Annotated in this window: 18 protein-coding genes and 1 pseudogene; 6 read left to right on the top strand and 13 right to left on the bottom strand. The window is 65.6% G+C overall.

The genetic code is table 11. The features are described from left to right. Positions 1 to 97 precede the first annotated feature (97 nt). The 4 genes and pseudogenes from GGR04_RS22025 to GGR04_RS22010 form a co-directional block, all read right to left on the bottom strand. A pseudogene (locus tag GGR04_RS22025) lies at positions 98 to 934 on the bottom strand (IS481 family transposase); the annotation flags it as partial. Between the two features lie 230 nt (positions 935 to 1,164). Next, positions 1,165 to 1,482, bottom strand: coding sequence for a Gfo/Idh/MocA family oxidoreductase (locus GGR04_RS22020; protein ID WP_183202527.1), 318 nt, complete (start codon positions 1,480 to 1,482; stop codon positions 1,165 to 1,167). Positions 1,483 to 1,899: 417 nt separating this feature from the next. Next, the gene (locus GGR04_RS22015; RefSeq protein WP_183202510.1) at positions 1,900 to 2,880 is read right to left on the bottom strand and encodes a cation diffusion facilitator family transporter; all 981 of its coding nucleotides are present in this window, start codon (positions 2,878 to 2,880) and stop codon (positions 1,900 to 1,902) included. 68 nt (positions 2,881 to 2,948) lie between these two features. Then, complete coding sequence (locus tag GGR04_RS22010) at positions 2,949 to 3,581, bottom strand: MarC family protein (RefSeq protein WP_183202525.1); 633 nt, start codon at positions 3,579 to 3,581, stop codon at positions 2,949 to 2,951. Positions 3,582 to 3,930: 349 nt separating this feature from the next. Between GGR04_RS22010 and gyrA the strand changes: the two genes are divergently transcribed. From gyrA to tgt, 6 genes are all read left to right on the top strand, one after another. Then, the gene (gene gyrA, locus GGR04_RS22005) at positions 3,931 to 6,615 is read left to right on the top strand and encodes a DNA gyrase subunit A (protein ID WP_246393546.1); all 2,685 of its coding nucleotides are present in this window, start codon (positions 3,931 to 3,933) and stop codon (positions 6,613 to 6,615) included. A 359-nt stretch (positions 6,616 to 6,974) separates the two neighbouring features. Then, positions 6,975 to 7,487 carry a pantetheine-phosphate adenylyltransferase gene (gene coaD / locus GGR04_RS22000; RefSeq protein ID WP_183202524.1) on the top strand — a complete coding sequence of 171 codons (513 nt, stop codon included), beginning with the start codon at positions 6,975 to 6,977 and terminating at the stop codon, positions 7,485 to 7,487. Positions 7,488 to 7,509: 22 nt separating this feature from the next. Continuing rightward, the gene (locus GGR04_RS21995; protein ID WP_183202506.1) at positions 7,510 to 8,064 is read left to right on the top strand and encodes a peptidylprolyl isomerase; all 555 of its coding nucleotides are present in this window, start codon (positions 7,510 to 7,512) and stop codon (positions 8,062 to 8,064) included. Between the two features lie 104 nt (positions 8,065 to 8,168). Beyond that, complete coding sequence (locus GGR04_RS21990) at positions 8,169 to 8,639, top strand: peptidylprolyl isomerase (RefSeq protein WP_183202504.1); 471 nt, start codon at positions 8,169 to 8,171, stop codon at positions 8,637 to 8,639. A gap of 14 nt (positions 8,640 to 8,653) precedes the next feature. Then, on the top strand, positions 8,654 to 9,748 hold the full coding sequence (gene queA, locus GGR04_RS21985; RefSeq protein WP_183202501.1) for a tRNA preQ1(34) S-adenosylmethionine ribosyltransferase-isomerase QueA: 1,095 nt from the start codon (positions 8,654 to 8,656) through the stop codon (positions 9,746 to 9,748). Beyond that, positions 9,745 to 10,890 carry a tRNA guanosine(34) transglycosylase Tgt gene (gene tgt, locus GGR04_RS21980; RefSeq protein WP_183202499.1) on the top strand — a complete coding sequence of 382 codons (1,146 nt, stop codon included), beginning with the start codon at positions 9,745 to 9,747 and terminating at the stop codon, positions 10,888 to 10,890. Before queA ends, tgt begins: the two co-directional genes overlap by 4 nt. Positions 10,891 to 10,896: 6 nt before the next feature. Here tgt and GGR04_RS21975 read toward each other — a convergent pair whose 3' ends face one another. The 9 genes from GGR04_RS21975 to GGR04_RS21935 all read right to left on the bottom strand — a co-directional run bounded on the left by GGR04_RS21975 (position 10,897) and on the right by GGR04_RS21935 (position 19,611). Then, positions 10,897 to 11,355, bottom strand: coding sequence for a DUF4864 domain-containing protein (locus GGR04_RS21975; RefSeq protein WP_246393536.1), 459 nt, complete (start codon positions 11,353 to 11,355; stop codon positions 10,897 to 10,899). Positions 11,356 to 11,729: 374 nt separating this feature from the next. Beyond that, a complete protein-coding gene (locus GGR04_RS21970) occupies positions 11,730 to 12,539 on the bottom strand; it encodes an MBL fold metallo-hydrolase (protein WP_183202497.1) in 810 nt (269 codons plus the stop codon). A gap of 5 nt (positions 12,540 to 12,544) precedes the next feature. Then, on the bottom strand, positions 12,545 to 13,351 hold the full coding sequence (locus tag GGR04_RS21965) for a TatD family hydrolase (RefSeq protein WP_183202495.1): 807 nt from the start codon (positions 13,349 to 13,351) through the stop codon (positions 12,545 to 12,547). Next, positions 13,348 to 14,895 carry a methionine--tRNA ligase gene (metG, locus tag GGR04_RS21960; RefSeq protein WP_183202493.1) on the bottom strand — a complete coding sequence of 516 codons (1,548 nt, stop codon included), beginning with the start codon at positions 14,893 to 14,895 and terminating at the stop codon, positions 13,348 to 13,350. The genes GGR04_RS21965 and metG overlap by 4 nt, the downstream gene beginning before the upstream one ends. A gap of 84 nt (positions 14,896 to 14,979) precedes the next feature. Then, a complete protein-coding gene (locus GGR04_RS21955; protein ID WP_183202490.1) occupies positions 14,980 to 16,023 on the bottom strand; it encodes a DNA polymerase III subunit delta' in 1,044 nt (347 codons plus the stop codon). After that, positions 16,020 to 16,703 carry a dTMP kinase gene (tmk, locus tag GGR04_RS21950; protein ID WP_183202488.1) on the bottom strand — a complete coding sequence of 228 codons (684 nt, stop codon included), beginning with the start codon at positions 16,701 to 16,703 and terminating at the stop codon, positions 16,020 to 16,022. The genes GGR04_RS21955 and tmk overlap by 4 nt, the downstream gene beginning before the upstream one ends. Beyond that, positions 16,703 to 17,893, bottom strand: coding sequence for a D-alanyl-D-alanine carboxypeptidase family protein (locus GGR04_RS21945; RefSeq protein ID WP_246393534.1), 1,191 nt, complete (start codon positions 17,891 to 17,893; stop codon positions 16,703 to 16,705). Before GGR04_RS21945 ends, tmk begins: the two co-directional genes overlap by 1 nt. 88 nt (positions 17,894 to 17,981) lie before the next feature. Continuing rightward, complete coding sequence (locus GGR04_RS21940) at positions 17,982 to 19,130, bottom strand: septal ring lytic transglycosylase RlpA family protein (RefSeq protein WP_183202484.1); 1,149 nt, start codon at positions 19,128 to 19,130, stop codon at positions 17,982 to 17,984. Positions 19,131 to 19,401: 271 nt separating this feature from the next. Then, positions 19,402 to 19,611: a hypothetical protein gene (locus GGR04_RS21935; protein ID WP_183202483.1), complete on the bottom strand. Its 210-nt coding sequence runs from the start codon at positions 19,609 to 19,611 to the stop codon at positions 19,402 to 19,404. Positions 19,612 to 19,634 lie beyond the last annotated feature (23 nt).

The following is a 19,634-nucleotide window of genomic DNA, read 5'->3' as shown; positions in this document are numbered from 1 at the left end:
CGCTTCAAACTCCTTCCCGAACCGGCGCTGCGGCTTGCCCATGAAATGCTCCTCTTTCCTTCAGAAGAGCTCTCCACTTTCCCGGGGCAAGTCCAACGAGGTGGCGACGCAGTTGTGGGTGATCGTCGTAGTGAAAGCGCTTGACGGTCGCATCCTTGATCGTCCGGTTCATCCGTTCGACCTGCCCATTGGTCCACGAATGCTTCACCTTGGTGAGACGATGCTCAATGCCGTTTGCTTCGCAGACCCGGTCGAAGATGTGATGGAAGGCATATCGGTCACAAGCTCGATTGGTGAACTGAATGCCATTGTCGGTGAGCACCGTATGGATGGCGTAGGGCAGCGCCGCGATCAGATCGCGCAGAAACTGCGCCGCTACCATCTTCGTGGCTCTGGGATGAAGCTCGGCAAAGGCAAACTTAGACGTTCGGTCAATCGCTACAAAGAGATAGAGCTTCCCCTCGACGGTTTGCACTTCGGCGATGTCGACATGGAAATAGCCCCTCTCGGCGATGCTCCGCATCGCCTGCCGGCAAGGGATCGGATAGCTCTTGAACCTCTGCTTGACCGGCTTGTCTCCTTGGACATCGGGCAGCCTTGAGATGTCATGGCGCTGGAGACAGCGATGCAGTGATGATCGCGTCAGATGCGGGATCGTCGGCTGGAGCGCGTAGAGGCAATCGTCAAGCGGCAGCAGCGTATGACGGCGGAAGGCGACAATGACGGCCTCGTCTTCAATCGACAGCACCGTGGACCTCGGCTCGGACGGGCCTGTCTTGCGGTCGGCTGTCGACGTCCGCTTCTTCCACTTTGCGACCGTCTTCTGGTTGATGCCGTAGTGGCTGGCCAGTGCCCTCAGGCTCTCTTGACTATGCTGTATCGCTCGACGGACTGCCGCAGTCGTCGTGGCGCTCCCATGGTGAACCTGACCCATAGTGCCTCCTTCCATCCGCTGGAAAATAGTGCACCATCAAAGCCCGGGATCAAACATCTAGTCGGTTTGTAACCAAGCGCCTTTTTTCATGACTGAAGAGTAGGTTAGGCAATTTCTCCAGATTGCGTTTCGTTACATTTCCGCTCCGCAGTTGAGGCGTCGCAGTTTACCAACATAGACACGTTCAGTCAGTGATCTCAAAGCCAGATGGCGCGGTGTATTCTGCGCTGCTAGCCGGCGATGTGCGTGCCGAGCGACGACAGCACGCCGCCGAAGCGGCCGATGGGCGTGGTCAGATTGCCGAGTTCGACGGCCCTCATCATCAAGCCGACATGCGTGTCGGTCGGCGTGCCGATGACGACGGCATCGACGTCCGGGCGTGCAATGGCCGCCATCGCGTCCGTCATCGGCTCCGCGCCGTAAGCCTCCGCGACCAGCTGGGCGGCATTGGCGAAGGGCTCGGCCACGGCGACGAGCTTCGCCTTGGGGTTCGCCGCGACGCTGGCGGCGCGGATCTTGCCGATGCGCCCGGCGCCAAGAGCTGCGATTCTGACCGTGTTCGGATTTCCTCGATGTTCGGCTTCGGAGCCTGCCGGCCCCGGACGAGACGTGTCAGTCGACGCGCAGCTTCACGGATTGGAACTGCCGCATCGTCGTGTCGAAGGCGCGCTTGAGGCACAACGCCGCGCTCGGCGTCGTCACACGCGATGTCCATGCAGTCGGCGTCGGCTGGGTTCTGAGCCGTGGCGAGCCGCGAGCGCCCCCCTACCGCACCCGCAGCGATAGGCGGCTCAGAAGGGCGCTAAAAGGTCGATTTTCGATCGCCGAGCGTCGTGCCTCGACCGCGAGGTCGGCGATGCGAATGCCTTTGACACCCACAGTTTACATGCCAGCCCATAGGTACTCGTTCTGATCCTGGCTTGGCGTTGGGGAAGGCGTCCGCGACCACCGGTGCCGCGACGATCTCAGTCGCTTTCCGCTGAAGGAGCCGCATCGAGCTGGCGCGCCGCCGAGCGGTGCCCGGCCTTCGACTGCACCTCGATGTAGATGCGGCGGACGATGGGAAATCGCTGGCGAATGCGGCTTTCGATCTCGCTGATGGCGGCTTCGATGTCCTGCGAGAGAATGTCGTCCTCGAAATCGACGCTCATCGTCAGCAGGACGTCGCTCGGTCCGCGATGCAGGGTGCGGATCTCGTTGACGCCGGCGATCTCCGGCCGTCGCCCGACCCCCTCCCGCACGGCTTCGACGAGGTCGGGCGAGGCCGCCTCGCCGATCAGCAGACCCTTCACCTCGACCGCGAGCACCCAGGCCGTGGCCGCGAGCAGGAAGCCGATCACCACCGACCCCGCGGCATCGAAGAGTGGGTTGCCCGTCACGAGCGATAGGCCGATGCCGCCCGCGGCGATGAGGATGCCCAGCAACGCCGCGCTGTCCTCGCACAGGACGATGAAGATCGAGGGGTCCTTCATGTCGCGGAAGTCCTGCAGCAGTCCGCGCCCGCGTCGCGTCTTCTGGAACTCCCCGTAGGCGATGCGCCAGGAGACGCTTTCGAACACGAAGGAGAGCGCGAGCACGCCGAGCGCGACCGCCGGCTTCTCGATCGGCTCGCGCTCGCCTGAGACGATCTTGCCGATCCCGTCATAGAGCGAGAAGCCCGATCCGAGCGCGAAGATCAGGATTGCGATGACGAAGGCCCAGAAATACAGCTCCGTGCCGTAGCCGAACGGGTGGACCGCGTCGGCCGGACGTTTCGAGCGGTGCAGGCCGAGAAGGAGGAAGCCCTCGTTCGTCGTATCGACGAGCGAATGGATGCCCTCCGCCAGCATGCTCGCCGATCCCGTGAAGAACGCGGCGACGAACTTGGTGACGGCGATCGCCAGATTGGAGCCGATCGCGGCCAGCACGGTTTTGCGGCTGCCGTCCTCGGCGTGGGTCTCGGTCATCTCAGCTCCCCATTCATCACGACGACGTGAAATAGAGGCAGGCGAGCGAAGGCGAGGGCGGCTCTTGTCTATCGATGCCACTGCGAGACGAGGGCGCCGACACCATCGGCGACGAACTGCACGGCCAGCGCGGCCAGGAGCACGCCCAGCAGCCGTGTGATGACGGCACGACCCGTCTGGCCGATCAGTCGATCGAAGCGGTTGGCGATCGCCAGCATGGCGTACGTCGCCAGCAGCACGGCAGCGATCACCAGAAGAAGGGCAGCCTGTCCGGCGACGCCTGGCAGATCGCCCGAGAGGAGGATGACGGCCGAGATCGCGCCCGGTCCGGCCATCAGCGGGATGGCCAGCGGCACGGCAGCGATCTCGGACGCCTCGTGCTCGCTCATGGCTGTCTGGGCGTCCTTCTCCTTACGGGTCTTGCGCTTTTCGAACACGAGCTCGAAGGCGATCCAGAATAGGAACAGTCCCCCCGCTACGCGAAACGCGCCAAGCGAAATGCCGAGCGCCTGCAGCACCGCGAGGCCGACCAGTCCGAAGACCGACAGAATGGCGAACGCGATGAGCGAGGCCTTCAAGGCCAGACGCCGGCGCGCCGTCATGGAAAGTCCGGCGGTCAGCCCCAGAAACAGCGGCGCCAGCCCCAGCGGATCGATGATGACGAAGAGGGTGACGAAGCCGTTCAGCAGCGTTTCGAACATGACGTGTTCCATCCGTCGAAACGGGTTGTTGGAGATCGGAAGAGGCCGTGACGCATCAATTTGGCTACGCGCTTCAGGCCGTCGTTGCAGAGATTCCATGCCGAGCAAAGACCCGTCGAAGGCTTTTCCGCTCGCGAACACCGGCATCCCTAGTCGCATTCTTTCAAAACCATCCCAAGCCATTGTTCGGAATGATGGTTTTCGTCATTTGAAATTTGCAAACTCGGCGCTTGGCGCGCTATAAGATCACAGCAGCAGACGGGGATGGCCTGACTTGTCCGACACGACCAACGATTCTACGCCGCCGGCGAGCCCGAGCGGGATCGAGCCCGTTTCCATCATCGAGGAGATGCAGCGATCCTATCTCGACTATGCGATGAGCGTCATCGTCAGTCGAGCGTTGCCCGACGTGCGCGACGGATTGAAGCCCGTGCACCGGCGCGTGCTCTTCGCAATGCACGAGATGGGCCTCGTCTGGAACAAATCGTTCCGCAAGTCCGCCGGCGTGGTCGGTGAGGTGATGGGCAAGTTCCACCCGCATGGCGACGCGTCGATCTACGACGCACTCGTGCGCATGGCGCAGGACTTCTCGCTCCGCGCCCCGCTGATCAACGGGCAAGGCAATTTCGGCTCGATCGACGGCGATCCGCCGGCGGCCATGCGCTACACCGAATGCCGGCTGCAGAAGGTGTCGGAGGCGATCCTCACCGACATCGACAAGGAAACGGTCGACTTCCAGGACAATTACGACGGCCGCGAGCAGGAGCCCGTGGTTCTGCCGGCGCGCGTGCCGAACCTCCTGCTCAACGGCTCGGGCGGCATTGCCGTCGGCATGGCCACCAACATCCCGCCGCACAATCTCGGCGAACTCATCGACGGCTGCATCGCACTCATCGACAATCCCGCCATCGGGCTCGACGAGTTGATGGAGATCATTCCCGGCCCGGACTTTCCGACCGGTGGCATCGTCATCGGCCGCGCCGGCATCCTGTCGGCCTACGCGACCGGTCGTGGGTCGATCCTCATGCGGGGTAAGGTTGCCATCGAGCAGATGCGCGGCGACCGTGAGTTGATCGCGATCACGGAGGTTCCCTATCAGGTCAACAAGGCCTCGATGATCGAGAAGATGGCAGATCTCGTTCGCGACAAGCGGATCGAGGGCATTTCCGACATTCGCGACGAAAGCGACCGGGAAGGCTACCGCGTCGTCATCGAGCTCAAGCGCGATGCCGCCGCCGACGTCGTGCTGAACCAGCTCTACCGGTTCACGCCGCTGCAGACGACCTTCGGCGCCAACATGGTGGCGCTGAATGGTGGCCGCCCCGAGCAGATGACGCTGCTCGACATGCTGTCGGCCTTCGTCGCCTTCCGCGAGGAGGTGGTCCAGCGCCGCACCAAGTATCTGCTGCGCAAGGCGCGCGAGCGGGCGCATGTCCTCGTCGGCCTTGCCATCGCCGTCGCCAATATCGACGAGATCATCAAGCTCATCCGCCACGCGCCGGATCCGACCTCGGCGCGCGAGCAGTTGATGGAGCGCGAGTGGGAGGCCAAGGACGTCGCGCCGCTCATCCGGCTGATCGACGATCCGCGCCATCGCATCAGCGACGCCGGCACCTACCGGCTGTCGGAGACGCAGGCCCGCGCCATTCTCGATCTGCGGCTGCAACGCCTGACGGCGCTCGGCCGCGACGAAATCGCCGACGAGCTGAACAAGATCGGCGAGGAGATCCGCGAGTATCTGGAGATCCTGTCGTCGCGCGTGCGCATGCGCGAGATCATCAAGGAAGAGCTAGCGGCGGCGCGGGCCGAGTTCGCGACGCCCCGACGCACCGAGCTTCTCGAAGGCGCGGCCGATCTGGACGACGAGGATCTAATCCCGCGCGAGGAGATGGTCGTCACCGTCAGCCATGGCGGCTACATCAAGCGCGTGCCGCTCGCCACCTACCGGGCCCAGCGACGGGGCGGGAAGGGGCGTTCTGGCATGGCGCTGAAGGGTGAGGAGGATTCGGTCACCCGTCTCTTCGTCGCCAACACGCATACCCCGGTCCTTTTCTTCTCCTCGCGTGGCATCGTCTACAAGGAGAAGGTCTGGCGGCTTCCGCTGGCGACTCCGCAGTCTCGCGGCAAGGCGCTGGTCAACATGCTGCCGCTGGAAAAGGGCGAGCGCATCACGTCGATCCTGCCCCTGCCCAACGACGAGGCCGTCGCCGGCGACCTGAACGTCATGTTCGCGACGACGAAGGGCACGGTCCGCCGCAACAAGCTGTCGGATTTCCTTCAGGTCAATCGCAACGGCAAGATCGCGATGAAGCTGGAAGAGGCGGAGGACGAGATCCTCGCGGTCGCGACGTGCTCGGAAGAGGACGACGTGCTGCTGGTGTCGTCGTCCGGTCTCTGCATCCGGTTCCCGACGACGGACGTCCGCGTCTTCGCCGGACGAAACTCGATCGGCGTTCGCGGCATGGCGCTCGGCGATGGAGATCGGCTCATCTCGATGGCGATTCTGCGCCATGTCGACGCGACCCCGGCCGAGCGGGCCGATTACCTGCGCAAGCGCCGTGCGGTCGAGGGCGAAGTCGCCGAAGAGCTCGACGAGGACCTTCAAGAGGACGTGTCGCTGGACTCCGAGCGTTACGCCTATCTCGGTGCTCGCGAGGAATTTGTGTTGACGCTCAGTGAGTTCGGCTTCGGCAAGCGCTCCTCGTCCTACGACTTCCGAACGAGCGGTCGCGGCGGAAAGGGCATTCGCGCCACCGACATCGCGCGATCGGGAGACATCGGTCAACTCGTTGCGGGCTTCCCCGTCGAGCCGGGTGATCAGATTCTCCTGATTTCGGACCGGGGGCAGATGATCCGCGTCCCCGTCGAAGGAATCCGCATCGCCGGACGCGCGACGAAAGGTGTCACGATCTTCAATACGGCCGATGGGGAACGCGTGGTTTCGGTCGAGCGGATCCCGGATCAGGGCGAAGAGGTGCTGGCCGAAGTCGAGAATGATGTTTCGGACGTAGACGACACGACACCGGAGGTCTGAAACCCGAGTAGAAAGTCGGGACGTAGAGTCTACGTCCCGATGTGCGTTTAACGCATGATGCGGTGATGACGAGCGACCACCTTGGCACGGGACTTTTCAGCCTCGTTGTGAAGAGCGATCGCGGTGGCCGTGATCAGCGAGGCCACCATGGTAAGCGCAAGAGCGAAAACGAGCATTTGTGACCTCCGACATTGTGCCATCCCAACGGAAGCACTGTTGAATTCGTTCCGATCACTTGAACCGTCCGCGTCGTTTTGGTCCGGTTCAGCGGTTCGCTGCTCCATTGTGTTGCCTCGATCTGGCGGAAGGCTTAACCGAACTTCGCGATCCCTCGCTCTGAGAAGGTGCCTCCAAACGTGGTGAACCGAACGGAAACGTCGCCCGTCGCGCTGTATCCCGGCTCCTTCGATCCACCGACGAACGGCCATCTCGGCGTGCTCGAAGCGAGCCTGCTGATGGCCGGGTCCGTCGTGGTCGCGATCGGGGTCCACCCCGGCAAGACGCCGCTGTTCACCGCCGAAGAGCGCTCCGCTCTGCTACTACGGATCGTCGAGGCGCGTCGGGATTGGGCGGGTCGGGTGAGGGTCACGTTCTTCGACGATCTCGTCGTGTCGGAGGGGAAACGGCAGGGCGCGACGCTGCTGATTCGAGGCATTCGCGATGGAACCGACCTCGACTACGAGATGCAGATGGCGGGCATGAACGCCGAGATCGCCCCTCAGATTCAGACGGTCTTCGTGCCGGCCACACCCGCGACGAGGCCCATTACCGCCACATTGGTCCGTCAGATCGCCAAAATGGGCGGTGACGTCGCGCCCTTCGTGCCCGACCTCGTCGCACACGCCCTCGAAACGAAACTGGGTCGGCGCTGAGCCGATCGGGGAGACTCTCCATATGAAGATGATCGCGGTTCTCGGACTCGCCGCCTCGATGGCGACGGCTGCTTTCGCACCCGCAGCCTTTGCCCAGGCGGCCAAGGCGCCCACGCTGGTGATCACCACCGACAAGGGCGAGATCGACGTCGCGTTGCGCCCGGACCTCGCACCCAAGCATGTCGAGCAGATCGAGGCGCTGGCCAAGGAAGGCTTCTACGACGGCGTGGTCTTCCACCGCGTCATCCCAGGCTTCATGGCGCAGACCGGCGATCCCACCGGCACGGGTACCGGTGGTTCGAAGCGTCCCGACCTCAAGGCCGAGTTCTCCAAGGAGCCCTTCAAGCGCGGCACCGTGGGCATGGCGCGGGCCTCCGACCCCAACTCCGCCAACTCGCAGTTCTTCATCATGCTGGCGGACGGCGACTTCCTGAACGGCCAGTACACGGTGGTCGGGCAGGTCTCGAAGGGCATGGACGTCGTCGACGCGATCAAGAAGGGCAGCGAGAGCAACAACGGTCAGGTCGACGATCCCGACAAGATGCTGAGCGTCAAGCTGGCGCCGGGCGCCCAGTAAGCCGTTCAACCCTTGCAACCCGATCGGCCTTCGGCCATTGACTGCGCATTCGATGGTCCGGCCCGTCCGGACCATCTATCGTTTCCAGAGCCAGGAGGAAGGTCATGACCTTCGAGAACCCGGAAGACACGCTCGTCCTCGAGACCACGAAGGGCCGTGTGGTGATCAAGCTGCGGCCGGATCTGGCGCCCGGCCACGTCGCTCGCGTCAAGGAGCTGGCGCGCGAGAACTTCTACGACGGCGTGGTCTTCCACCGCGTCATCGACGGCTTCATGGCGCAGACCGGCGACCCCACGGGCACCGGCACCGGCGGCTCCAGCAAGCCGGACCTCAAGGCCGAATTCTCGTCCGAGTCCCACAAGCGCGGCACGGTTTCGGCCGCACGCACCGCCAATCCGAACTCGGCCAACTCTCAGTTCTTCATCTGCTTCGAGCGCGCGCCGTGGCTCGACAAGCAATATTCGGTCTGGGGCGAGGTCGTCGAGGGCATGGAGGTGATCGATCAGATCAAGCGCGGCGAGCCCGTGCGCGATCCCGATTCCATCACCACGCTGCGCGTCGCCGCCGATCTCTAGGAACGATTGACGGCGTGCAGGTCGATCTCTTCGACTTCGAGCTTCCGGAAGAGCGGATCGCACTGCGGCCCGCTCTTCCGCGCGAATCGGCCCGCCTGCTGCATCTCATGGCGGCGGGCCGGCTCGTCGACAACCATGTGCGTGATCTGCCGGACCTGTTGCGGCCCGACGATGTGCTCGTCTTCAACGATACGCGCGTCATTCCCGCCCGGCTCGATGGCCAGCGCCGCCGGGAAGGGCAGCGCGAGGGCGAGGGCGTCGCGTCCATCGAGGTGACGCTGCATCTTCGCGAGGCCGCCGACCGCTGGCGGGCGTTCCTTCGACCCGCCAAGCGCGTCCGTCTCGGAGACCGCATCGTCTTCGCCTCGCGCCACGAGACGGACGGTGCGACGCTTGAGGCCGACGTGATCGAAAAGGGCGAAGGCGGCGAGGTGGTTCTCGCCTTCGATCGATCCGGACCGCGTCTCGACAGCGCCGTGGCGACGGTCGGTCATCTGCCGCTGCCGCCCTACATCGCCTCGAAGCGCGCCGAGGACGAGCGGGATCGCCGCGACTATCAGACGATCTATGCCCGCAACGACGGCGCTGTCGCGGCACCGACGGCAGGTCTCCACTTCACACCCGATCTCGTGGCTCGTCTGGAGGCGGCGGGGGTCTCGTTCGAGTATCTCACGCTGCATGTCGGGGCAGGGACGTTCCTGCCGGTAAAGGCCGAGGACACGGCGGCTCACAGGATGCATGCCGAATTCGGCTCGCTCGACGAGGCGACGGCCGAGCGTCTGAACCAAGCCCGGGCCGAGGGTCGGCGGATCGTCGCGGTCGGCACGACCTCGCTTCGGCTTCTGGAAAGTGCGGCCGGCGACGATGGCATCCTTCGCGCGTTCCACGAGCCGACGAGCATCTTCATCACGCCAGGCTACCGGTTCCGAGCCGTCGACGCGCTGATGACCAATTTCCATCTGCCGCGCTCGACGCTGTTCATGCTCGTCTCGGCCTTCTGCGGTCTCGATCGGATGCGCGACGCCTACGCCCATGCGATCGCCACCGGCTATCGCTTCTATTCCTACGGCGACGCGTCGCTTCTCGAACGCACGGACACCACCGCATGAGCAGCCCTGAGTTCACGTTCCGGCTGCTGGCGCAGGACGGCGGGGCCCGGCGCGGCGAGATCACGATGCCGCGCGGCACGATTCGCACCCCGGCCTTCATGCCGGTGGGCACTGCGGGCACGGTCAAGGCGATGTATCTCGACCAGGTGCGCGATCTCGGCTCGGACATCATCCTCGGCAACACCTACCACCTGATGCTGCGACCCGGCGCCGAGCGCGTGGCGCGGCTCGGCGGGCTGCATGAGTTCGCGCGCTGGCCCTATCCCATCCTCACCGACTCCGGCGGCTTCCAGATCATGTCGTTGGCCAGCCTTCGCAAGATGAGCGAGACCGGCGTCACCTTTCGCTCGCATGTCGATGGCTCCGTCCACGAGCTGACGCCCGAGCGTTCGATCGAGATCCAGGGGCTTCTCGACAGCGACATCCAGATGCAGCTCGACGAATGCATCCGCCTTCCGGCCGAACGCGCCGAGATCGAGCGCGCCATGGAGTTGTCGCTGCGCTGGGCGGAGCGATCCGCCGCCGCCTTCGGCGAGCAGCCGGGCAAGGCGATGTTCGGCATCGTCCAGGGCGGCGACCTGCCGGACCTGCGCATTCGCTCCGCCGAGCGCCTGACGGCCATGGCTCTCAAGGGATATGCGGTCGGTGGGCTCGCAGTGGGCGAGCCGCAGTCGGTCATGCTCGAAACGCTGTCCGAGACGCTGCCGAGCCTGCCCGAAACCAAGCCACGCTACCTGATGGGCGTCGGCACGCCCGATGACATCCTGCAGTCAGTTGCGCGCGGGATCGACATGTTCGACTGCGTGATGCCGACCCGCGCCGGGCGCCACGGCTTGGCCTTCACGCGGGACGGCCGCGTCAATCTCAAGAACGCCCGCCACGCGGAAGATGCCCGGCCGCTCGACGACACGTCGGATTGCCCGGCGACCCGCGACTATGCGCGCGCCTACCTGCATCATCTCGTGCGCTCCGACGAAGCCTTGGCGGGTATGCTGCTCACCTGGAACAATCTGGCCTACTACCAGATGCTCATGGCCGAGATGCGCGTGGCGATCGAAGCCGGGCGTTTCGCCGACTTCGCAGCCGTCACGGCTGAGCGCTGGGCCAGGGGCGAAGCCCAACGCAAGGCCGCGGTCGCCTGAGGCCGATCAAGCCCCGACGTCATCGCCCTTGCGGACCTGACATCCGGTGATCTTGAGGCTGCCGTCCGGCTGGCGCTGCAACGTATAAGTTGCGATCCAGCTCTGGCCGTTCTGGTCGGACAGGAAGACTTCCTGGCGCAGCCCGGCGCCTTCGGGCTTCAATGGGCCAAACGTCGCGTTGCTCGAACGGTAGACCGGCGGATACCCGCGCTCGACCATCGTCATGAAGATCTCGGGGCTCGAGAACATCTGCCGGATGTTCGGGGCGGCAAAGCCGTAGGCCTGCGCGCCGTCCTGCGCCTTGAAGGCATCGAGTTGACCCGAGATCACCGCGCGCGCGTCCGACGCGTCGTCGGCGCGCGCGGGCGCTGATCCTGCTGCCAGCGCGATGCCAACGATGAATGCCCATGCCATTCGCTTCATGACGGCTCTCCACGAGTTCCAGCGTGCGGCGTGCGCGCGCAACCAATGTGTCGCGACCCGGACGCACGGGCAAGCCGCCGACCAATCCGTCGCAGAGCTGCCTCACAGCCATCGCGCCCCCTGGACGATCGCGACACATCTTCGCAAATGGACAGGCTGTGCGAGGGTCGAGAGAGAGAGACGGCGCGAATACCTCTGGTGGCATAGGAGGAGGGGTGTGCTGCGCCGCCCAAGGCGCCCGCTCCGCCAAGCCGTCAACAGAGATGGCATAATATGGATTATGGAACATATTGTATGATGGATGCTGGCGTGGAGTGACCGATGACGTTCGGCATTTGGCAGGTGTTTCGCAGCCCCCTACGGGTTCGCCACTGAACGTCCAGCGCTCGCGGTCGCAGACCGCGATGCGTGCGTCGTCAGTTCAGGGGAAACTCGATCTGCAGACCATCATGGGCTGGACGAATATGCGCGGGCAGGTCGCGGCAGAGCGTCGCGTAGTCGAGCGGCGTGTGCATGTGGGTCAGCAATGCTCGACCGACGCTGAGCCGATCGATCCACCCCAGGGCTTGAGCAAGCGACAGATGGCTGGGATGCGTCTTATGCTGGAGTGCGCCGATGACCAGCAGTTCGGCACCGGCGATGCGGGCTTGGGCCTCGGCCGGAAAGTCGCTGACGTCCGAGCAATAGGCGAACGGCCCGATGCGGAAGCCGAGCGAGTGGATGCGGCCGTGGATCTGCCGGAACGGCTCGATCTCGATCGGACCGCCGGCGCCCTCGACCGTGAAGGCCGTCTCCGGCCAGATCTCCCGGTGGCGCAGGATCGGCGGATAGGCGCTTCCTGCCGGCGTGCGGAAGCAATAGCCGAAGGCCTCGAACAGCCGCTCGAACGTGTCCCGGTCGGCGAAGAGATCGACCAGCCGATGCGTATCGAGATAGAAGCCGCGGATGTCGTCGACGCCGTGAATGTGGTCGGCATGCGGATGCGTGACGAGCACGGCATCGAGGTGGTGCACCTCCGCCGTCAGCATCTGCTCTCGAAAATCCGGCCCGCAGTCGATCGCAACGACCGTGCGTCCCGCCGCCGAGATTCGCTCCACCAGCGCCGCGCAACGCGTCCGCCGGTTGCGCGGCTCGGATGGGTCGCACGCGCCCCAGTCGCCGTTGATGCGCGGCACGCCGGGCGACGAGCCGCAGCCGAGAATGGTCAGTCGCAGCGTATCCGTCATGGCGGTCAGGCGGATCTGCGGGGATCCGGAACTTTCCGGAACAGGCGGAAGAAGTTGTCGCTCGTCGCCTGGGCGATGCCGGCGAGATCGGTGCCCTTCACGCCGGCCAGGGTTTCGGCGGTGTGCCGCACGTAGGCCGGTTCGTTGCGCTTGCCGCGAAACGGTGTCGGCGCGAGATACGGCGCGTCGGTCTCGACGAGCAGGCGATCCATCGGAATGTCAGCTGCGATCGCGCGCAGGTCGGCGGATTTGTTGAAGGTCAGGATGCCTGAAAACGACACGAAACCGCCGAGCTCGACGCCGGCCATCGCAAGGCCCCGGCCGGACGAGAAGCAGTGCAGGATGAAGGGAAACGGCCCTTTTGCCGTCTCCTCGCGCAGGATCGTCTCCATGTCGTCGTCCGCCGCTCGAGCGTGGATCACCAGCGGCAACTGAGTTTGCCGCGCCACCTCGATGTGACGCCGAAACACCGCCTGCTGCACGTCGCGCGGTGCCCTGTCGTAGAAGTAATCGAGACCCGCCTCGCCGATCGCCACGACCTTCTCGTCCGCGCTGAGACGAACCAGTTCCTCCACTGCGACGTCCGGCTCCTCGCCGGCATTGAGTGGATGGGTGCCGACCGAGGCATAGACTTGGTCGTAGCGCCGCGTCAGCACGACCAGCGTCGGCAGCTTCGCCACGAAGGTGGAGATCGTCACCATGAGACCAACGCCGTTCTCGCCGGCGCGGGCGATCAGCGCATCACTCTCACCGTCGAAATTGGCGAAGTCGAGATGGCAGTGGCTGTCGACGAGGAACGGCGCCGCCGTCATGCCGGCGTCGCTTCCGGCTCGACGAAGCGCGGAAACACGCCGGTCGGCGCCGGCAGTTCGCGACCCGGCTCGAGCACGCGGCCCTGCGCCAGTTCGATGAAGGATCGGGACTCCGAGGGCACCGACAGGACGTCGAGGAGCTTTGCACAGGAGTCCGGCATCACCGGCTGAAGCAGGATCGCGAAGCGTCGCACGACTTCGGCGGTCACGTAGAGCACGGTGCCCATCCGCGCCGGGTCGGTCTTGCGCAGCACCCAGGGCTCCTGCGCTGCGAAATAGCGGTTGGTCTCCGAGACCACCGCCATCACCGCCTGCAGCATGCCATGCAACTCCTGCCGGTCGATCGCGGCGCGGCAGCGCTCCAGCAATGCGCCGCTGGCTTCGAGAATGGCGTGGTCGGCATCAGTGAACTCGCCGGGCTGGGGCACCCGCCCCTCGCAGTTCTTGGCGATCATCGACAGCGAGCGCTGCGCCAGATTGCCGAGGTCGTTGGCGAGTTCGGAGTTCATCCGCGCCACGATCGCCTCGTGCGAATAGTTGCCGTCCTGGCCGAACGGCACCTCGCGCAGGAGGAAATAGCGGAAGGCGTCAAGCCCGTAGACGTCGATGAGCGCCAGCGGGTCGATGACGTTGCCGACCGACTTCGACATCTTCTCCCCGCGGTTGAAGAGGAAGCCGTGGACGAAGACCCGCTTCGGCAACTCGATGCCCGCCGACATGAGGAAGGCCGGCCAGTAGACGGTGTGGAAGCGAACGATGTCCTTGCCGATCACGTGCAGGTCGGCCGGCCAGAAGGCCTTGCGCTCGCCGTCTTCGAGGTAGCCCGTCGCCGTCAGGTAGTTCGTGAGGGCATCGACCCAGACATACATGACGTGCCGCTCGTCGCCCGGCACGGGAATGCCCCAGTCGAAGGTGGTGCGGGAGATCGAGAGATCGCGCAGGCCCGAGCGAACGAAGGACAGGATCTCGTTGCGCCGCTCGGCCGGGCCGATGAAATCGGGATGGGCCTCGTAATGCGCCATCAGCTTGTCGCCGAAGGCCGACAGGCGGAAGAAGTAGCTCTCCTCCTCCACCCACTCCACCGGCGTACCCTGCGGGCCGACGCGGGCGCCCTCCTCCGTCAGCCGCGTCTCGTCCTCGGCGTAATAGGCCTCGTCGCGGACCGAATACCAGCCGGCATAGGAGTCCTTGTAGATGTGGCCGGCCTCCGCCATCCGCCGCCAGATTTCCTGACTCGCCCGCTTGTGGCGCTCCTCGGTGGTGCGGATGAAGTCGTCGTTCGAGCTGCCGACGCGCCGGCCCATCTCTTGGAACTCGCCGGAATTGCGTGCCGCGAGTTCCGCCGGCTCGATGCCAAGCGCGCGCGCGGTCTGCAGCATCTTGATGCCGTGTTCGTCGGTTCCGGTGAGGAACAAGACGTCGTAGCCGTCGAGCCGCTTGAAGCGGGCGATGACGTCGGTGGCGATGAGCTCGTAGGCGTGACCGATATGCGGGCGACCGTTCGGATAGGAGATCGCGGTCGTCAGATAGAAGCGCTCGGCCATGTCGACTGTCTTGCAAGCTGGAGAAGGGTCGCACGGGGAATAGCCTATCGGCCCGCCCGCCTCAACGCACCTTCCTCGTCGCGTTCAAGTGCCAAGCCGCGAACGCGTCTCGCCAAGCCGCGCGAAGAAGGTCAGCAGCGTCTGCTTGCGATCGAGATTAAATGCCGCCGCCTCGCGCCATCGGGCTTGCTCCGATTGCCAGAGCCCCGCCATCGCGTCGGCTGCGGCGCGGTCGCCCGCCTGCAGGCGACGCGCCGCTTCGGTCGCGAGCCTGTTCATGAGCGCCTCGCAAAGGAGCAGCCAAGCGGCCTCGCGTCCCTTCTGCATCAGCGCATCCGCCACAGACTGGATCGCCGTCCAGTCCGGCGTCGCTTGGTCGAACAGTCGAGCCGCCTGCGTTTCGACTTCGAGCCCCCCGCTGGTGAGCATCAGCAAGGCGTCGCGCAGGCTTCCATGCGCCAGCGCGACGGCCGCGTGGATCTCGTCCGGCGCGGTGGCCGGCAGGAGATCGACGATCCCCTCGCCCACCACCTGATCGGCCAGCGGCGTGAACCGCAGCACCCGGCAGCGCGAGCGGATGGTCGGAAGCAGGCGCCCCGGCGCGTGGTTGACGATGAGGAAGATCGAGCGCTCCGGCGGCTCTTCCAGCGTCTTCAGGAGAGCGTTGGCGGCGCTGCGGTTGAGATCGTCGGCGGGATCGACGATCGCCACGCGCCAGCCGCCGCCCGCCGTCGCCCGGAAGAACTGGTTGAGGCGACGGATCTCGTCCACCGTGATCTGCGTGCGAAACCCCTCGCCGCGATCCACGGGGGGGCGGTCGAGATGCAGGAGATTGGGATGGCTTCCCTGCGCGATCTGGCGAACCGTCGGGTCCGCCTCGTCGAAGGCCGGATCGCCCGTCTCCGCGACCTGCGCTGCGCCCAGAACGCCGCGTGCGAAGGCGAAGGCGGTGCTGGCCTTTCCGATGCCGCGCGGCCCCTGCAGCAGCCAGGCATGATGCATGCGGCCCGACCGGAAGGCATCGTCGAGTTCGCCCCATTCCACCGAGCGCCCGCGCAGCCGCAGCGTCGCGGATGGCGGCGGAACGTCGTCGAGATCGTCGTGCGCGGGAAGCGTCTCGATCGTCACGGCGAGACCGGCGCTGGGAGCAACAGCGAGGGCAGACGTGCCGACAGGGCGTCGGCGATGGCCGCCGCCACGCTGCCGACGTCGCCGCGCGCATCGACGATCGCGCAGCGCCCGGGCTCGTCCGCGGCGATGTCGAGAAAGGCTTGGCGGCGCGCCTCGTGCAGGGCGACGTCTTCTTTCTCGAAGCGGTCGGCCTTGCCGGCCCCGCGCCTTCCCGCAGCCCGCTGGAGCCCGGCTTCGGCGGGAATGTCGAGCACGAAGGTCAGATCGGGTCGGCCGGTTTCGAGCGTCGCCGTCTCGAGAACGCTCAGGAAGTCCGTATCCGCGCCCGGGCGCGACCCTTGATAAGCCCGCGTCGAATCGTGGAACCGGTCGCACAGCACCACCGCTCCGCGTTCGAGCGCGGGCTGGATCAGCGATTGCAGGTGGTCGAGCCGCGCCGCTGCGAAGAGGATCGCTTCCATCTCGTTGCCGAGCGCCTCGACGGTTCCCGAGAGAATAATGTGACGCAGCGCATTGGCGCCGGGCGTACCGCCGGGCTCGCGGGTCGCCACGACCTCATGCCCGGCCTCCCGCAGCCGCGTCGCCAGCAACGCGATCTGAGTCGTCTTCCCGCTGCCCTCGCCCCCTTCGAAGGTGATGAACCGCCCTCGAGCCGCCGTTTCCGAAAGACTGCTCATCAGAGGTTTCGGATCCAGCCGAACGCCAGTTCATGCGCGGCGTCGAGCGCGCGCGACGAGAACGTTCCTTCCGCCACGGCCTTCCCTGCGAGCAACGGACGCGAGATCGAGGGCTTGCCGTCGATCAGGATATCCAGTCGGCCGATGCGGTCGCCCTTGGCCACCGGCGCGCGCAGCGGTCCGTCGTAGACGAGCGCGGCGCCGAGCACGCTCGGATCGACCGGCACGGTGGCGACAAGGTCACCGCCCAGCACGACCGGAAGGGTCGAGGCGATCCCGCCGAACACCTGTGCGGTGCCGATCGGTGTATCGGCGGTGAAGAGCGTGCGGCGTTCGAAGCTCGTCTCGGCCCAAGCGAGAAGCCGCACGGCCTCGGTGGTCCGGGCCGTATCCGTCTCGAAGCCGGCAGCCGCCAGAACCGTACGCCGTCCGTCCCGCTCGGTCACGCCGACGATCGAGTAGCCGAGCCCCTCGGTAAAACCGAGCGCCATGCCCGTCGCGCCGATGTCGCGGCCGAGAAGCGGATTGCGATTGCGCTGCAGGATCTTGTTCCACTCGAACTGCGGTTCGCGGTAGAGCCGATACGCGTCCGAATAGGTCGTCGCGAAATGGCGGGCGAGGGTCGCCATGTCGCGAACGGATACATTCGCCCCCTCGGCCGGAAGGCCGGTCGGATTGACGAAATGGCTGTTCGTCAGTCCCAGCGCCTTCGCGCGTTCGTTCATGCGCGCGGCGAACGCCTCTTCCGATCCCGCCAGCCCTTCCGCCAGCACGATCGCCCCGTCGTTGGCGGCCTGAATCACCACCCCCCGCACGAGCGCATCGACGGGAACGCTGGAGCGTACGGCCGCAAACATGGTCGAGGTTCGCGACGGCGCACCGCCGGTGCGCCAAGCGTGATTCGTCACCGGATACGGGGTCTCGGACGTAATCTCGCCGGTCGCCAGCGCGTCGAGAACGACCTCGATCGTCATCAACTTGGCGAGCGATGCCGGGGGAAACGGCGTATCGGCTTCCTTCTCGTAGAGAACCGAGCCCGTGTCGGCGTCGATCATGAACACCTGGCGGGCCGATGTCTCAATCGCGAAGGGGGACTTTGCCTCCTGTGCGAAGCCATGCCCCGTCGATGCCGCGACCAGCCATGCGGTCAGGCCCATCGTCGCCCAGAAGTCTCGCCTCGTCAGAATCATCGCCTTGCCCGGCCCGCGCAACCCGTCGCGGCCATTCTATCAGAGCGCGCGATCGGCCGCAGCGATGAACGCCGCCAGCGAGCCGTGATCAGTCGCGCAGCACGAAGGCGTTGCCGGCTCCCGCATCCCAAAGACGCAGCAGCATGCCATCGACGTCTTCGCCGGTCTGAACGTCGAGCGAGAACGACCGGACGCCTGCGACCCGCTCTTCCTTCAGTTCGCCCCGACCCTTGGCGAGATCGCGGATCGCCGTCACGAGACGGGCGTCGTCGAGAGCGCCGATTTCGATGCGGTTGGAGGGGCGTGACGGCGCCTCATTCGCGACGATGGCCGCTAGCGCGACGACCGAACCGCCCTGCTCGGCCGCGGGTGCATAGGACAGAGCTGACTTCGAAACACGGGCCGGCGGAGCAGCCGAGCCGACATCGTAGGTGTCGATGAGCGACTCGATCGACACGGACGCTGGGCGCGGATTGACCCCGGGAAGCGACGGCACCTTGGACGGCGTCCGGAAGGCGGTCGCCGACAGGATGGACTGCGACTTGGTGGACCGCGAGGCGATCATCACGCCAGATGCGAGCCCGTCGTCGACCGCACGCGCCGTCGGGGGGCGATAGGAGGCCATGAGCATCCGCGTGTCGTCGCCTTCGACGGGCGCCCGCCCGACATACTCGACCTTCACGTCCGCCACCCCGGCATTCTGGAACCCCAGAAGCTCGGCTGCCTTCGACGACACGTCGAGGACGCGGTCGTGCATGTAGGGCCCGCGGTCGTTGACGCGCACCAGCACCGAACTGCCGTTCTTGCGGTTGGTCACCCGCGCGTAGGATGGCAGCGGAAAGGTCGGGTGCGCGGCGGAGAGATGATACATGTCGTAGATCTCGCCGTTCGCGGTCAGCCGACCGTGAAAGTTGGCGCCGTACCAGGAGGCCGTCCCGGTTTTCACGTAGCCGGGCTCTTCCTTCGGATAGTACCACTTGCCCCGCACGACATAGGGCTTGCCGAGCTGGTCACGCCCGCCGCCCTTCGGCACGACCTTCGAGCGCGTCATGCGCGGGCTCGCCTTCACGCCGAAGATGGCGGAGGTGAAGAACGGAGCGTCGCCTTCCGGCGCGAGCTCTTCGCCCTGATGGGTCGACGAGGAACTGGACTGGCAGCCGCTCAGCGTGGCAGCGGCGCAAAGGACGACGGCGGCGACCTGAGCTGGACGACGAAACGATCCCCCGATCCATTTCATTCGTTCGTTCCTCTTCACTGGTCGGCGCATGAGTCTCACGCGCTACTCCTCGCGAAAAAACATTACGAACAGATAAAAATGCCGCCGGTCACGCCAAAACGTCGTCTCCCACCGTTTACGGAAGCGGGTGTGACCGACGCGCCACGCGTGTCCTTGATCGCGTGGAACCCCAGACCAACGATCGTCGACGGCGCGCCTTGCTCGGCGAGACGTTCGCGTCTCGAGGCGGAGGTCGGCCACCTCCCGCATCGCCGACGTCCGGAGGATGGCCTCAGTTGCCCGACGGTGCGCCGCCTCCGGACGGGACGGGAGCACGCGATCCCGCCTCTGGTGTCTCGTTCGGCGCCACCGGACCCGAGGCGGACGGCGCCGCCCCCTCGCGGCTGCTGAAGAACATGAAATAGAGGACCACGAGAATCGCGATGGCTGTGACGATGGCCCAGAGAGACCCGGACCGACGGTTCTGGGGAAGACGGGGCATCAGCAACTCGATCGCACGGAGAA

This window comes from Aureimonas pseudogalii, assembly GCF_014196835.1.
Taxonomy (GTDB): Bacteria; Pseudomonadota; Alphaproteobacteria; order Rhizobiales; family Rhizobiaceae; genus Aureimonas; species Aureimonas pseudogalii.
Note: the sequence above shows the minus strand (reverse complement) of the source record. Positions and strands in the feature narration are given on the sequence as shown.